At 50.5% G+C, this 15,429-nt stretch carries 9 protein-coding genes; all 9 read right to left on the reverse strand.

Annotated elements, in window-relative coordinates:
• Positions 1–32 precede the first annotated feature (32 nt).
• Complete coding sequence (locus tag F453_RS0104870) at positions 33–1,202, reverse strand: DUF4856 domain-containing protein (protein ID WP_018967002.1); 1,170 nt, start codon at positions 1,200–1,202, stop codon at positions 33–35.
• 38 nt (positions 1,203–1,240) lie between these two features.
• Positions 1,241–1,861 carry a hypothetical protein gene (locus F453_RS0104875; RefSeq protein WP_025789914.1) on the reverse strand — a complete coding sequence of 207 codons (621 nt, stop codon included), beginning with the start codon at positions 1,859–1,861 and terminating at the stop codon, positions 1,241–1,243.
• 28 nt (positions 1,862–1,889) lie between these two features.
• On the reverse strand, positions 1,890–2,924 hold the full coding sequence (locus tag F453_RS0104880; protein ID WP_018967004.1) for a DUF4302 domain-containing protein: 1,035 nt from the start codon (positions 2,922–2,924) through the stop codon (positions 1,890–1,892).
• The gene (locus F453_RS0104885; RefSeq protein WP_018967005.1) at positions 2,914–3,882 is read right to left on the reverse strand and encodes a putative zinc-binding metallopeptidase; all 969 of its coding nucleotides are present in this window, start codon (positions 3,880–3,882) and stop codon (positions 2,914–2,916) included. Before F453_RS0104885 ends, F453_RS0104880 begins: the two co-directional genes overlap by 11 nt.
• Positions 3,883–3,913: 31 nt before the next feature.
• Positions 3,914–5,434 carry a RagB/SusD family nutrient uptake outer membrane protein gene (locus F453_RS0104890; RefSeq protein ID WP_018967006.1) on the reverse strand — a complete coding sequence of 507 codons (1,521 nt, stop codon included), beginning with the start codon at positions 5,432–5,434 and terminating at the stop codon, positions 3,914–3,916.
• Between the two features lie 60 nt (positions 5,435–5,494).
• Positions 5,495–8,878, reverse strand: a complete 3,384-nt coding sequence (locus tag F453_RS0104895; protein WP_026292458.1) for a SusC/RagA family TonB-linked outer membrane protein — start codon at positions 8,876–8,878, stop codon at positions 5,495–5,497.
• A 40-nt stretch (positions 8,879–8,918) separates the two neighbouring features.
• Complete coding sequence (locus tag F453_RS0104900) at positions 8,919–11,177, reverse strand: TonB-dependent receptor family protein (RefSeq protein WP_025789915.1); 2,259 nt, start codon at positions 11,175–11,177, stop codon at positions 8,919–8,921.
• A 776-nt stretch (positions 11,178–11,953) separates the two neighbouring features.
• Complete coding sequence (locus F453_RS0104905) at positions 11,954–14,254, reverse strand: BT3233 family polysaccharide utilization protein (protein WP_018967009.1); 2,301 nt, start codon at positions 14,252–14,254, stop codon at positions 11,954–11,956.
• 368 nt (positions 14,255–14,622) lie between these two features.
• Positions 14,623–15,414 carry a gluconate 5-dehydrogenase gene (locus F453_RS0104910; RefSeq protein WP_009236347.1) on the reverse strand — a complete coding sequence of 264 codons (792 nt, stop codon included), beginning with the start codon at positions 15,412–15,414 and terminating at the stop codon, positions 14,623–14,625.
• Positions 15,415–15,429 lie beyond the last annotated feature (15 nt).

The raw sequence follows: 15,429 nt of genomic DNA on the forward strand, positions 1-15,429 counted from the left end.
CTTATTGATGTGTTGGCAATGTATATGTGGCTTTATTGCAGGCTTATGCCATACCTTTGGGCCACCTGCCAGGCCACGTTTCGCAGTGAACCCGTGGTGGATGGGTCGGCAAGGAGTCGTTGTTTGTCCCATAGTCCGCTGCCGGCGGTTAGCTGCTCGATGAGGGTTTTTACCTCGTTGTAGGTGAAATGGGGCTTGCCCGATGCCTGTGCGGTGAATTGTAAGCCATAGACAGCACCGCATGCCTCCGACAAGAAGGTAAGGGCGTTGGCTGCATCTTCATCTATATTGGCCATGGTAGTTTCGCCTGTAAGTAGGTTTATGGCTCTAATGGCAGCCACTTTCGAAAGTTCGGCACGAATAATAACCTGTTGGCGCAGCATGTCGGCATAGCGATATTGGGTAATTGCAGCCCTTCCGGCAGCAAAAGCATTGTAAAGCGTGATGCGCGATTGGCGTAAGGCGGGTGTGTTGGCAGCCTGAACGTAAGGCAACCAGAATTGATAATAGCCGTAAGCAAGGTCCCAATGGTGTTCTAACTCGGTGTAGTTGTGGCCTGCAACGAGCACGTTGTCTTCGTGATCTTTGCGTAGGGCTTCGCTGTTCAGCACGCTGTCGTTGAGGTGGGTGTTAAGAATCTTGTCGAGATAGATGCCACCATAGACGATGCCTTGGAAGAGTTCGGCCACCACTAACCCCTTTTCGTTGGCAAAAGCGAGGTTAACATCGCCGATGTTACGGCCTACATATCCGCCTTTTCCTGGCTTAGCCTTTTGGTTACGAGCAGTTCCTGGCCCTTCTTTACCCATTCCGCTGAGTGCTGCGGCTTGGTTGAAGATGTCTTCCACGTCTTTCTTTACGAGGGCGCTATCGGCTTTGTGGGTTGGCGATGCCGACAGTTCGCGACGCGGTTTCAACCCAAATTCGCCGTTATTGTAATAACCCTTCATCGTTTCCAGCAGTGTTCGGTTCTCAATTCGGGCCTCTTTAAGATAGCTGTCGTAAATATAATCGAGTGGGTCGCGCAGCAAAGTGCATTCCAAATAGTCTACGCTGCTGATGCCATTCCTTGCAAATTTGTACTGCGGATCTGGGTAGGGGGGCATGATATATGCCGATTCTACCGTTTCTCCTTCCCAGCGATTGCACGCCGAAAAGACGAGCGGCGCCAACAAAAGCGCCAAGAATATCTTGTGGTTCATCGTGTGTCGTTATATATATAATGTGTGTGGGGTGGGGGTTAGGGCAAGATGATGTAGGCGCAGAACGGACCTTTTATCTTACCTATGCCTTCTTCGTTTTGGTGTTCGTTCACTTTTAGGGGCTTCACTATGGTGAAACCGTCTTCGGAGATGGCAGAGATGGTGGCTTTTATCGATGAACCACGCGGGCCAACACCGTTAACCAAAAGGTACATTGGGAAACCCGACTGTGCCTTGAAGTGCAGTTCGTGTTGCTTGCCGTTAGACAGATAGACCGACGCGTCTTCGTTAGTTTTGTTGGTGGCAATGGTGGTAAGTGCGCGGTTTGCTGCCACATAACGCACCACATAGCGCGAAGCGAGATCGGCTTCGGGTACGTTATTGCCCATGATATCTACCTCGCGGAACGAGCAAGTGAGTGTAACGTCGTAGGTTCGCACGTCTTTGGTTATCTCCACTCCAGGGTAAACGAAGTCGGAAACGGGTGCATCGGGGTTGCCCAGTTGTACGATTTGGTCTTCGTAAGAAACCTTTGGCTTCTCTACACCTGTGAAAGGGAAGAGCTTGTCGTAGTCTTCGTCGGCATAATCGGCAGTGTTACGCGAGCAACTTACAAGTAGTGCAGCCAATGCCAAGAGCGTATATTTCATTGCGTTCATGTGTTCAGTTTGTTTTAAAGATGGTGTATCAGCGGTCGTCGCCTTCGTCCCAAATCTCTGCAACAAGTCCTGTTGGCTTGCCTTCGGGGTGCAAATGTTTGCTTACAAGGCGCGTTTTGCGCAAGAGCGGGTCGTAAACTTCTACCAATTCGGCAACGAAACGTTGACCTACACGTTGGAAATCGAAGAACTTGATTTTACTGTCGTAGCGCAATCCAGCACGGAATGTGATGCCGTGTTCTGTGCCAGCGTAGCCCGAACCCAATCCAACAATCTCTTTTGCTGGATAGTCTGGTATGGGATTTTTCTTCTGTGCAAAGAGAAAGAGGTAGTATTTCTTCTCCCTGATTTCGCGTAACAGCGATTTGTTTGTCTCTACATCGCGCTTCACATAAACGTCGCTGCGGAAGAAAATGCGGCTACCACGATGTATGGAGAGTTGTGGATTGACCATGTGCTCGAAGAAATCACGGTTTTCGAAAGCTTTTTCGGCCGTTTGTTTCCATTGTTCTTCGCTGGCAAGCATAGTGAAAACGATGTATTCGCGAGCGGGTTCTAGGTAGCTGGCGGTGCGAAAAACGAGATCGCCATCTTCGTTCTTGCCCACGAACAACCAATCGGAAGAGGCGCGAAAGGCATCGTTAACCAACTGATGCACGTAGTTGCGGGTGACGAAACTCAGCTGGGTGAAGCTGTTTCTGCCCACACGATATTCGCTTTGTTGTGGTGTGGTGGCAGCCTGTTGGGTAAAATCGGCCTTCATCTCCATGGTGTTGTCGGGGTTAAACTTCATGGTGAAGCTATCCCCACCATAGCCATATCGCCCACGGAAACCAAATTGCGGGATTAGTTCCGAGGGATTGGAGAAGAGCAATGAGTCGGTTCGTGGGAAATATAACACCCGCCAACCATGCTCGGCTTTGGTGAGTTCGGCTTTCAATGCAGCAATGCTTTCCGCGTTACGCTGTGCTGGCGAGCGGTCGAAAGCGTCGTGGTTGGCATCGCAGGCCACGAGTAATGTTGCTAAGATGGCGGTTAGCCAAACTTTGGTTTTACTGTGCATGTTGTTTGATGTAGTTGTTTATGCGGCGCAGACTGGCAATCTGCAACTGCTTAAAGTTGATGTGCAGGCTCTTTTGCATGTATTGTTCCACGAACGCTTGCTTTGCCACAATCTCTTTGTAGGCCTGTTCGGCTTCCTTATTGTATTGTTGCTGCACTTCGGGATCACTGTCTTGGTCGGGCGTTTGAGCCGTATTGATGGCGTCGTTCACCTCTTTGGGCGTGGCACAGAGGGTTGAACTGATGATTTCAGCAAAGTCGTCTTCGGCCGAAAGAAAGGCTTGCATGGTGTAAAAGCCGCGCTTATTGGCATAATCGGCTAGTCCGAAGTAGTCTTTTTCTTTCTTCGAGTAACCTAAAGGGGCGGCCAAAGGTTCGGTCGAACCCGTGTATCGATGTCCGCTTATGGCCGTAAACTTGTCGCGATCGTAGGCTACAAGCTCTGCCAAACGGCGTGCGAACTGATGATGTACGCTGCGCATGAGGGCATACATTTTGTCGGCGTCGCCTGCTTTAAAGTCGTCTACGCGGAAGATACACATCTCCGAGGGCGTAAGCAATGGGTTGTTGAGCAGTTCAACGCCATTCTCGTCTACGTTCTTTCCACCATATAGATACACTCGTAGTGGCGTTTTACCTTGTAAGAAGTGTTCTCCTCCGAGGCTTTCTTGTCGATAAGTCTCGAAACATAGTTCGCGAACAGCCCTTAAAATGGCCTTCACGTTATCGGGTTTTGGTGGTGAAACGAAGGTCGTACCTGTGTTGGCGTTCTTCTGCCAGCGGTAGACCACCTCGATGTTATAAGGTGCGGTGATGCTGTCGGCTATCCAATGGTCTAGCTCGGTCTGTGGGTTTTGCACCGTTCCTGCATCCACCACGCTCTGCGGACTAAGCGAATCGTTGGTGCAAGCCTGCAAAAGGCATGGCAACAACAGGCAGATAATGTTCTTTATATTCATCGTTTATAGTTCTTTTTACGTTAAAAGCCTTTTAATGTAGGGGTTCGTTGCGTTCGCGTGGGTTATCTTCCAACCCTCGGTTAATGGCTTCGGCCGGTATTTGCAACAGCTTTCGCGGGTCGTTTTTCTCCAAAGGGAAGTAGTAGGTGCTTTTAGACGAGCGCTTCACGGCGATATGGAAGCGGCGGAGATCGAACCAACGCAGGCCTTCTTGGAAGAATTCTTGCTGTCGGAAACCAACGATGGTTTTCACCAAGGCCAGTTGTTTGAGGGTCATTCCGTAGAAGGGGGTGTATGTTTTGTAGTTGTTGCGGTTGGTCGTTGTGTATACATCGCGGTCGATAGAAGGCATAAAGCCGAACTTTCCTTGCATATATTGCAGCAAATCGTCGATGGATTTGGTGTAGTTTCTTAGCATAGCGTGAGCCTCCATGCGGTTGAGCAGCACCTCGTCGACAGTAAACAGCACGTTGGTAACGTACATTCCACGCGGTTTGCTGCCTACACTCTCGGTGGTAGACAACTCATCGAACTTGGCTAAATATCTACTTGAGGGCACACCGAGCACACCCGAGGTGAAGATATACGTGCCGATGAAGTTCATTTTCTCGTAATCGCCACCGCCCTCAATACCTTTTTGGGCGAACACTTTATTAACGGTGTTGAACGTTGAGCCATATTTCTCGGTGGGAAGGCTACGTGCCAAGCGGCTTTCGGTGGTGGTTAGCAAGAGGTTTGCAGGCTCGTCGGTGGACGTGTAGCGACGAAAGAGGTCTTGGTGCTTGAACTCTAACTCGTTGGCATACGTTCGCCAAGGGCGCAATTGGGTCTTAGGGTCACCGCCAAGTACGTAGTCGGCGTATGCCACCACTTGCTCCCAGTCGCCCTTCATGAGGTAGAAACGCGTGGCAAAGGCGTAGGCTGCCTTCTTGTTGAAATGGAATTTGGGGTGCTTGTAATACTCGTCGGCAACGAGCGTTATGCCTCGTTTCAGGTCTTTTTCAATCAGTTCGTACACCTCGCTCACCGTTTGTCGCTTATAATCTACCAGTGCCTCTTTCTCGGGTTTGGTGATATAGGGGATGCCTGGGTCGGTGCTTTGGGTGGAATAGGGTTGTGCCCAGATGTTAACCAGCATGAAGTGGAGGTAGGCTCTCAGCAAGAACGCTTCGCCATAAAGTGCTTTTACGCGCGCACTTTTGGGGTAGGTAGAGAGCAATTCCAGTGCTTTGTTGGCTTGGGCGATGCCTTTGTAGCAGGCATTCCAATAGTTTAGGGGCGTGTCTAGGTCTTCTTGGTCGTAGTCTTCCCAAAAAAACATGGCCTCGTTCAGTCGCGAATGCACGCCGTTGGGTCGTTCCTCAACGTTGTCGGTACGTGTTTCGAGAAACGGGATGTAGCTAGCTTGGGGGTAAGCGCCCGTAAGTAGCTCGGCAATCTTGTCTTCCGTGTCGATGGCTACATCGAGATCGGAGTCGGGACTTTGGTCCAGAAAGTCGTTGCAGGCCGTAAAGAGCGCGAGCAACGCCAGTAGCAAGATGTTATTCTTCATTTATATTATGGAGTGGTTTCGTTATGTTGGTGGGGTTTATATCGTATGTTCGACCGCTGTTTAGAACCCTAAGTTGAGCGTGGCAGTGAACTGACGGGGTGTGGGAAGCGACACACCGCCCGTGCGATAGTACTCTGGGTCTTGCCCTTTCAGCTTACTATCTGCATAGATGAGAAAGGGATTAGTGACGTTGAGACGTAAGGATGCGGCGTGCAAGTGCAACTTTTTGAGTAAAGCAGGCGTGCATGTGTAGCCCAACGAGATGTTCTTCATACGCACGAAACTGCCATCGGCCACGCGATTTTGCGAAAAGTTGTAGGTGTTATATGCTTTCTCGATGTTCTCTTTACCCACTTTGGCGATGAGTTCTTGCGATGGCAGCGTGGGAACATCTGTGCGTAGCTCGTCGCCAGGGTTGAGCCAGCGGTTGTAATACTCCTTAGAGAAGACGTTGAGGTCGGCAAAGTCGGGGTCGAAAGTTGGGTTGAGCCTGATCTTGTTGCCTGCCTGCATGGTGAGAAAGAACGACAATTCCCACGCACCTAGCTTGAAAGTGTTGTTCAATCCACCTAAAACCTGCGGCTCTATGGGACCGTGGTAGATGAGATAGCTCTTTGCATACTGCGTGTCTAGAAAGTCGGCGCCTGCGTTTTTAGCGTAAGCGTTCTGACTAGAAGGGTAACGGCCGAAGTTGAAAGTGGGCAATCCGTTGCCGTCCAGTCCTTGAAAGTTGTACGAAAAGAGCGAACCTTTGGGATATCCAACGATGTTTCCGCGTCCACGACCTGCCACCATGTCGAATGCATTGGGTGTGTTTAGCAGACGGGTGATTTCTTGATGCATGGCGCTAAGCGTAAGGCTGGAGGTCCAAGAGAACCTATCGGTAACGATATTCTTGGTGTGCACACCCAGTTCTACGCCTCTTGTGCGCATGTCGCCAAAGTTAGCGTACTTGTAGTACTGACCTCCAACGCCCGAAGTGCGTACAAGGTCGATGAGGTCGAACGTGTTGCGTTGGTACAAGTCGAGAGTTGCGCTGATGCGATTGTTGAACATTCCCAGTTCAACACCCAAGTTCAGCTCATACATTTTTTCCCAAGTCAAGTCGCGATTTTCAAGATGCAGGATGTTGAGTTTGTTCTCGCGATCGTTAAAATGGTAGCGGTTTACGATGCCACTTTGGTAAACGGCATTGGCGTTGATGGCCTCTTCGTTCATCTTGGCCGTGAGTCCGTAACTGGCGCGAAGTGCTAAGCGCGATATCCAAGCATGATTTTTAAGAAACTTTTCTTGGTCGATGTTCCACTTGGCACCAACGTTCCATGTGGGTAACCATAGTGCACGTGCGCCACGACCCGAACTATTAGAGCCCTCGGTGTTGAGAACGAAGTTGAAAACGTAACGTCCTGCGTAGCCGTAGGTACCGTTTAGCGAGAAAGTTACACCGCGTTCGTTACGCTTATGCAGGCCAAAGTAGCTGTTACCTTCGTTAGTCAGCTTGTCGAAAATAAGCGGATTGGTGTACACTTGGTTGCCGCGGTCGTATTGTATGCCGTAACCTTGGAAGGGTTGGTTAGAGCGATTGGCGGCGCGAACTTCGGTAAAGGCGAACGCTTTAAGGTCGTGCAGCCCCATGCGCTTATCAAAATCGAGGGCTAAACGTGCTAAGAAGCTGGTCATTGATGTCTCTGTGCGGTTGAATATACCACCATGGGTAAGCCCCACCTTAGGTTGGAGCAGCGGATTATCCTTATCGCGCACCAAGTAAATGTTCTCTTGTGCAACCGTGGGGTTATCGTTGGCGCGATAAGCCTGTACTACATTAGAGCCTTCGTTTACCTCGTGGGTGGTAACAGTGTTTGCACGGCGAACCGAAAACAGAGGTTTCACGGCCAAGTCTGCCGTTATTTGGTAGCTGCCTTCAGCTTGTAGCTTAAAGTCAAGCACGTCTACGTGGGTGCTGTTGTTGGCATATTCGTTCAGAATGTTGAACGGGGCCCAGTTGTTTCGATAGTAAGCGAGACTACCGTCTGCGTTATATGGGCGCAGCGTACGACTTGTGCCGAGGGCGTAAGAGAAGGGATTGATGTCGAAATCGCGCTCAAACACGCCCAAAGTGTGGTTTTTGCGTTGGGGCATAGTGCCTGGAGCCTTCTGCGAACGTATGTTGCCTTGTGCCGAAAGCGTGGCGCGCATCTTCTCATTAATATAAAAGGTGCTCTTGATGTTGGCCGTTAGGCGGCTCACTTTGTCGGCAATGGTCCAGCCACTATCGTGATAAAAGCCCACAGAAGCGTATGTTGCCACGTTCTTTCCACCACCAGCGAAAGTGAGTGAATGGTTGGTTGTGGGGTTGAGCGTAAAGAGCAGGTCGAACCAATCGGTGTTGGCGTATTCCCTTTCACGCAGAAAGGCGTTGCGGGCCTCTGGCGTATTGGCTATTTGGTATTGGCCTGTTGCGGGGTCGATGGTGCTCAGACCTCTGTACAACTCGTGGTAAACGCCTGCCCTCCGGCCATAAAGTGCATTGCGGAGTCCAAAATATCCCTTGTCGTTCATCTCTTGATAGAGGCCCATTGTTTCTTGCGAGTTCAGCAAGTCAAAGTTGCTGTAGCGCGGTTTCATGCGAATGGTGTTCTCTGTAGCGTAGCTTACGCGCAGGGGCGTTTCTCTTTTACCCGATTTGGTGGTAACAACGATAACGCCGTTAAGAGCTCGTGCACCGTAAACAGAGGTTGCCGAGGCGTCTTTTAACACCTGAATGTCTTCTATATCGGCAGGGTTAAGACCGGCAACAGCCGATCCTACCAGCGTGGCAGCATCCCCCGATGCCAGTTGGTCAAGGTTAAGGTGTACCAAGTCTTCGTAAACCACACCATCGATAACCCACAGCGGCTGCACGTTACCGATGATTGAGGCTCCGCCGCGGATGTTAATTCGCGGGGCAGAACCGAACGTTCCCGATATGTTTTGTATGGAAAGACCGGCCACGCGTCCTTCTAACATGCGCGAGAGGTCGGCTATACCTTCCAGCTTGATGTCGTTCATCTTAACCGAAGTTGCTGCACCAGTGTACACACGGTTACGAATGTTTTGGTAACCCGTTACCACCACCTCGTCTACCATTCGGCTATCGGCCTTCATCACGATAGTCATGGGCTTGGCTTGGGCCTTCGTTCGCAGGGTGGTCATGCCCACATAGCTCACTTGTAGCGTTTGGCCTGGGTTGGCATTTAGGGTAAAGTGTCCGTCGATGTCGGTCACGGCGCGTTCCGTAGAGCCTGTGGCTTGCACCAAGGCGCCCACTAGCGTTTCGCCTTGTTCGTTCTTCACCGTTCCCGTTATGGTGTTGGCGGTTTGCGCTAGGGCCACTTGCAGGCAAGCCAAGAGCGCAAGGCAGAGGGTGAGGACTTTTTTCAAAGGGGTTGATATATTGGTAGTCATAAGTTTGTTTACTTAAACAGAGAGGTTGTATGTGTCGGAATTACAGTCGCCAAAGCACACCTCCATAAATACCAAGAGGGTGACCTGCGCGAAGTCCGGATGGGTGACGCGACACGAGGTAAACCTTGTTGGTGAGGTTGATGGCATTAAGCGTGAGGGTGAAATGGCGGTTGATATGCCCTTTGAGCGATGCGTCTACGATGGCATGGGCGGGAATTTTCTCGCGTTCGGCAATGCGTCCTTGTCCTGGTTGGGTACGCATATCGCTGTTTATACGCACACCTATGTTGGCCTCAAAGCGTTTGTGTTCAAAGCCTAGTTGGGCATTGAAAGCGTGCTTATATATATAAGGTATCTCGTCGCCATAAACAACGTCGCCCCACGACTCGCTACTGAACGTGTTTCGCATCTCGGTATCGGTGTAGGTGTACGACAATTGCAAGGGCAATTGCACACCCCAATGACGGGGTAGGGGTTGATAATGCAACATCAGTTCAAGACCTTTCACCACGGCTTTGCCCACGTTAAACTGGTCTAATGTGCCTTGTCCGCCTTGTGCAGCAAGGTCACTGCCCAGCATGTTGTCGTAGTTGTTGTAAAAGCCGATGGCTTCTGCCTTCAAGTTATTGGTGGTAAGGCGCAACCCCGCTTCAAGGTTTACACTGCTTTCAGCCTTTTGGTAGAGGGTGGCACTGGGTGGAGCAAAGCCCTTATGCACGCCACCGAAAGCCGAAAGCACAGGAAGCAGGCGATAGCTAACGCCCAATCCGGGCAAGAAAGCTCGTGCGTGGTTGGGCGTTTCTATGCGAACCATACCCGTGCGACGTGGATCGGCGGCGGTATAGTCGCGTTTTAGCAAGTCAACATCTTCATAGCGAACGCCCAAAGTTAAGGTTAGGGCGTCTTTGGCCCACTTGGTTAGGGCGTATCCAGCCCATGCGTGGGCCGTGGTGATACGGTTTGCCTGACTTCCTGGCATGCCTGCGAGGAACAGGTTCATTGTTCCTTGCTGCATAGAGTAGGCATCATCCTGCTGAAAACGGTCTTCGCTGTCGGCGTGATAGCGCAAACCAGCCTCCGCGGTGAAGTATCCGCCGAAGAGCATGGTGCGATATTCGGCCTTGCTTTGTATGCCTCGCGAGCGGTATGTGCGATGGTTGGCACGTATCATAAGGGCTTCGCCCAGATAGTCTTTTGCGCCTGTAAGGATGTCGAAGTAGTCTTTATTGGTGTCGGGGTCGGTAAGCACGTCGGCAATAGAGCGTTTTTCGGGCTTGGTGTAGCCTGCTCTCACGTCGTTAAGCTTGTACCAATTGCGGAAGAAACGGTTGTAATAGAGATTGGTGGTTACCTTCCACTTGTTGGCTTTCTCAATGATGTAGGTGCCAACCCATTGTGTATGGCGCGTGGTAAGTTGGTCGCGTTGTGCACCAGCATAGCGAAAGTAAGGCCGTAGGGCGAAATCGGCTTGCGAAAGACCAACGTAGGTCTCGTCGGAGGTTTCGTTGGCGAAGCCAAATTTAAGCTCAAAAAGGTGGTTCACTCCCTCTTCGTTGTCGGTTTGTGCCGAAACCTTGGCTATGAGGTCGTTGCGCTTAAAGCCCGTGCGGTTGTCTGGCTCGTCGCGACGAAAGCCTTTCGACTGGTAACGCAGGTATTCCACCATGTAACCGACGTGCTTGTGGCGGTTGCCAAAGCCTGCATACGATTTCAGGGTGTTGTAACTGCCATACGAAACCTGTGCTTTGCCCCACAGCCGTTGGGGAATGGGCGTAGAAACCATGTTGATTGCACCACCCGTAGTAAAGGGGCCGTATTGCACCTGACTGCTACCTTTAAGCACTTCGATGGCATACATGCGGGCGGCGTTTGGGAAATAATAGGCGGCGGGCGCAGCGTATGGAGCGGGTGCAGCCAGCACACCATCTTCCATCAACGAGATACGCTCGCTTCGTTCGGCCTTCGTACCGCGCAAACTGATGTTAGGTCGGAGGCCAAAGCCATCTTCTTCGTACACGTTAACACCGGGAACGCTCTTCAACATGCGGTTAATGTCGGTGTAACCAAATTTAGCCAGTTCGGTGGGCGATAGGTAATAGGCCGAACCTGTGCGGTTGCGAGCCTCGAATTTACTACCCAACATTTGGTTGGAGCGCACCACCACTTCGCGGATGCGGTGCACAGAGTCGGTCATGGCTTTGCTTTTGTCTGCTTCTTGTGCGTATGCGGGCATGCACACGGTAAGTGTAAGGGTGGCAAATGCGATGAAAGGTTTCGTCCTGAATGTTTTACTCATCATGATTTTGGGGTGTTCTGTTTATCTTCTGACGGTATTTTCTCGACAGGTATTATATTCCCGATATGCGCAAATGTGTTCTGGCAGAGCGCATTTGCCCTTGCAGCAGGTTGGCATGGCGTTGTGATTTATCCGCAAATGCCTTTGTTTGTCAAGTAGATAATGTCAGTAAAAACAGTATGTAAATTGGCTTTTTCTAGCCGTTTCTTTATTATCGGGCGCAAAATTAATAAATAATTAACTTTTATGCAATCACCATTTCTTGGTATTTTTATACTCTCGTGGTTTGTGTTTGTCGTAGTTTTATACTAGGATGTGTTGATGAAGGGATAACGTAGGGCTACCTCGCCACAGTCTATTTGCAACTAAACGTGAGGCTAGTTAGCAAAGTTAAACAGTGGCGAACAACGATACAAGTAACTCACCGCTGACTACCGAAACGATGAATGACATGAAAATGGGAACACGGAAATAAGGCCAAAAGCACCGTTTTTACACTTAACGCCTTGTTCCACATCATCTGGAACAACATTCCAGATGATGTGGAATAGGGTTCCAACTTAGCTGGAACAGCATTCCAGATGAAATGGAACAGGGTTACATCTAAGTGTTACCGAGGCAAGAGATGATAAAACGATGCTCTAGGTCTTAATGTCTGTTTTCCCAACGCTGATATTTTGGCGTTAAAAGGGTGGTAGGTTGGGATGCGTTTTGTACGTGGGTTGGTGGAATTAGCCTTAAAATGGGTGAAAGGCGATTTGCGGAAATAGTCCGAATGCCTATTGCTTGCTTATCGTTACCGTTAAGGGCGTTTGATAATAGTTCATCCATTCGGCAACATACGTGTTCCAGAAGTTGAAGTTAGGTATGTCGTATCGGCTCCATGCAGCACCAGTGTAATAGGTAACGGGTTGACCCTTATAGTCTGCGATCATGCCAATGACATTCTTTTGGTCGGGCGACTTGCCTATGTTTACCTTGTTGTGTGGGAACAGCGCGGCAACATATACCTCCGAACCATGCACTTTGGGGTTGTCGGTAACATCGGCATAGGTTAGCCAGCCGTTGCCTTCTTGTTCTTTTCCGTTGGCGTTTAGCACCACACCTGCACAGAAAGTCATTGGCGTTTTCATGCCGTCGTAGTGCACGGTTACCTTGTTAAAGTGGCTTCCTTTGTCTAGGCTGATTGTTCTATGTTCGGTAATGCCGTCGGCATTGGTGCCAAAGTCAAGACGAACAGTGAAGCGCAGGGGACCGTTATCGAGAATTTCGTGTTGCGTGTAGCAATATGGCAGGATGAAGCGGCTGACATCAATCAGTGCAGGAGCACCGCAACCGAGCGTTGCGCCTACGCTGTATGCATCCATTCCATCGCCATGATCGAGGTGGAAAGAGCCGTTCGTGCGCAGGAAATGGGCTTCAGTCTTTCGCCCTTTTTCGTCTATGGCTTGGGCTTCTTGCTTGCTTTGGTAATACTTGTTGTAGCGTTTGTCGAGCACAAGAGCGGGCGTATTCTTCACCCAAATGTCGATACCAAACGACTTTTCACCAGTGCGTTGCAGGGCAGGACCATACGCACGGTATGCGCAACGATCGTTTTCCCATGCCAAGTCGTCTTTTCGCATCTTGTAAACGGCACCATAAACCTTGCTCTGCATGGCTTTGGGACAACCCGCGGAGGCGTAAACGGTGAAGCTGCCCATGGGAAGAACGCTGGCGTCGATCAGCAATTTGTTGTCGTAGGTGATTTGTAAATCAAGCTCTTGGCCCAATGCATTCTTCACCACAAAAGGCATATCGTTGGCTATGCCTAACGCTTTCCGTACGGCGGAAGCGTCTACTTCTACCACTTGCTGTCGGGTGGTAGCGGAAGGATTGCTGATGGTTATGCTGGCAGTTGGGGTCTTTTCTAGCTTGGATTTGAGCCAACGATAGTACTCGCACGAAGCAAGGAGGAAGGCACAGACGCCGAAATCGGCTTGCGAGTCTTTGTCGATGGTTTGCTCGGGAATGGCTCTGTCGCCGATGGGTTGTACATATCCCACCTTCCCATCGCTTTGCAGGGCGGTGTTGGAGAGGTAAGTCCAGGCCTTTGAAGCTACTGGGAGATAGTCGGTTTCAGAGAGTAGTTGGTTGTTGATGCCCCAAAACAGCGCGTAAGTGAAGAAGGCCGTGCCGCTGGTTTCTGGTCCTGGGGCCATGTCTTTATCGAGCATGGAGCGCGTCCAATAGCCTTCGGGTTGTTGGCATGCTGCCACAGCCTGTGCCAAACGTTGGTATTTGTTTACGAAGAACTGGTAGTGCTTGTAGGTTTTAGGCATGTCTTGCAACGTCTTTGCCAATGCTGCGAGCACCCACCCATTGCCTCGCGCCCAGAAATCTTTGCCCCCATTGGCTGCCTTATGTTTGGGGAAGACGTACCGACCATCGCGAAAGTAAATGCCCGTTTGGGCATCGAGCATGACGCTATCTGTATAAAGGATATTGGCGTAGAGCTTATCGAGATGCTTTTGTTGTGCGGTTAGCTTGTACATTTTGGTCATTGTGGGCATCACCATGTACAAGGCATCGGCCCACCACCAATAATCGGTGGCCTTAGAGTCGGCCACGTAGTTCATCACTTCTTTTGCTCGGGCAACCCGTTTGGCGTTGGGCTTGATGTTATAAAGGTCTATGTAGGTTTGAAAGCAAATCTGCCAGTCGCCGAAAAGTACGTATTCTTGTCCGTTGCTATATTTGTTATATAGCCATTTGCTCTTGTCTTTCTCTGTTGCACCGCTCCATTTGTTGTGCTCGGCCCAGTTTTCAGAGAACTTGAGCCATGTGTTAGCCTTTTGTTTAGATGCTGTTGTGGCTATTTCATGGGTGAAAAGCTTGTAGGCTTCGATGTTGCCCGTGTGGTATGCAGCCCAGTTCCAGAAGGCGGATGTGGCGTAGTTGTTGTGGCTTTGCCAATAGTCGTTAACCAGAGAGATGGTGTTTTCCACCTTCTCCAGTTGCTGTTTGTCGGTTTGTGCACTTGTGTTCGTGGCACAAAGGGTAAGCCATAAGAGGGGCATTAAAAGTTTGATGGTTCTCATATCACCATTTGTCGTTAGTTAGAATATCGTCTTTCCAAATGTGGTTTTTGGAAGGGTGCATGCCTTTCCACACCTTAATGTGGGGCTAGGGTTGGTCTTTGTTGGCCTTGAAAGGCAGCGTTGCTTGGTGGTTTCGTCTAGCGCTTGTGTTGAAGTTGTGGCAGTTAAGGCCGTCGCTAGTGAGTGCGAAGGTCGTGTTTGCGCTATTGTGGCTTATGTGGAAATAAAGATAGCCGTGGATGCGGTTAGGAACTGGTGCTCCCGCCCTTGCTCATCGCGTTGTTGTCTGCGTATGCATGAGGGCAACCAACGAGGCGAAGGGCAATCTCATCACGGCTATCTTCTCCTTATTATACATGCGGGTGCGGTTAAGGTTGCTTGCCAATGTATGCCAAGATGCCGCCATCTACGTAGAGAATGTGGCCGTTAACGAAGTCGCTGGCATTGCTGGCGAGGAACACGGCAGGACCCATGAGGTCTTCGGGAGTGCCCCAACGTCCGGCAGGAGTTTTGGAAAGGATGAACTGGTCGAAAGGATGACGGCTGCCATCGGGTTGCAGTTCGCGCAGCGGAGCTGTTTGAGGCGTGGCGATATAGCCAGGACCGATGCCGTTGCATTGTATGTTGCATCCGCCAAATTCTGAGCAGATGTTTCGGGTAAGCATCTTCAGGCCACCTTTGGCAGCAGCGTATGCCGATACGGTTTCACGACCTAGCTCGCTCATCATCGAACAGATGTTGATGATTTTGCCATGTCCCTTCTTCTTCATGCCAGGTATTACGGCCTTGGCAACAATGAAAGGCGCGTTGAGATCGGTGTCAACCACCTGTCGGAAATCCTCTACGCTCATCTCGAGCATCGGTATACGCTTGATAATTCCAGCGTTGTTAACCAATATGTCGATCGTTCCGAGGTCGCGCTCAACGTTTGCTACCAATTGTTGCACTTGCTTTTCGTCGGTTACGTCGGCAATGTAGCCCTTGGCATCAATGCCTTTTTCCTTGTAGTCGGCTAGGGCTTTGGCAAGGTTTTGCTCACTGCGGCAGTTGAATGCGACACGTGCCCCAGCCTCGGCGAGGGCTTGTGTGATGGCGAAACCTATGCCATAGGCACCGCCTGTAACGAGGGCCACTTTGCCCTCAAGAGAGAAGTTAATCATTATTTGAGGTTCTAA

The organism is Hoylesella loescheii DSM 19665 = JCM 12249 = ATCC 15930, from assembly GCF_000378085.1.
Taxonomy (GTDB): domain Bacteria; phylum Bacteroidota; class Bacteroidia; order Bacteroidales; family Bacteroidaceae; genus Prevotella; species Prevotella loescheii.

Coding starts and splice junctions, on each gene's coding strand:
- F453_RS0104870 (WP_018967002.1), bottom strand. CDS start 1,202: ATGAACCACAAGATATTCTTGGCGCTTTTGTTGGCGCCGCTCGTCTTT.
- F453_RS0104875 (WP_025789914.1), bottom strand. CDS start 1,861: ATGAACGCAATGAAATATACGCTCTTGGCATTGGCTGCACTACTTGTA.
- F453_RS0104880 (WP_018967004.1), bottom strand. CDS start 2,924: ATGCACAGTAAAACCAAAGTTTGGCTAACCGCCATCTTAGCAACATTA.
- F453_RS0104885 (WP_018967005.1), bottom strand. CDS start 3,882: ATGAATATAAAGAACATTATCTGCCTGTTGTTGCCATGCCTTTTGCAG.
- F453_RS0104890 (WP_018967006.1), bottom strand. CDS start 5,434: ATGAAGAATAACATCTTGCTACTGGCGTTGCTCGCGCTCTTTACGGCC.
- F453_RS0104895 (WP_026292458.1), bottom strand. CDS start 8,878: ATGACTACCAATATATCAACCCCTTTGAAAAAAGTCCTCACCCTCTGC.
- F453_RS0104900 (WP_025789915.1), bottom strand. CDS start 11,177: ATGATGAGTAAAACATTCAGGACGAAACCTTTCATCGCATTTGCCACC.
- F453_RS0104905 (WP_018967009.1), bottom strand. CDS start 14,254: ATGAGAACCATCAAACTTTTAATGCCCCTCTTATGGCTTACCCTTTGT.
- F453_RS0104910 (WP_009236347.1), bottom strand. CDS start 15,414: ATGATTAACTTCTCTCTTGAGGGCAAAGTGGCCCTCGTTACAGGCGGT.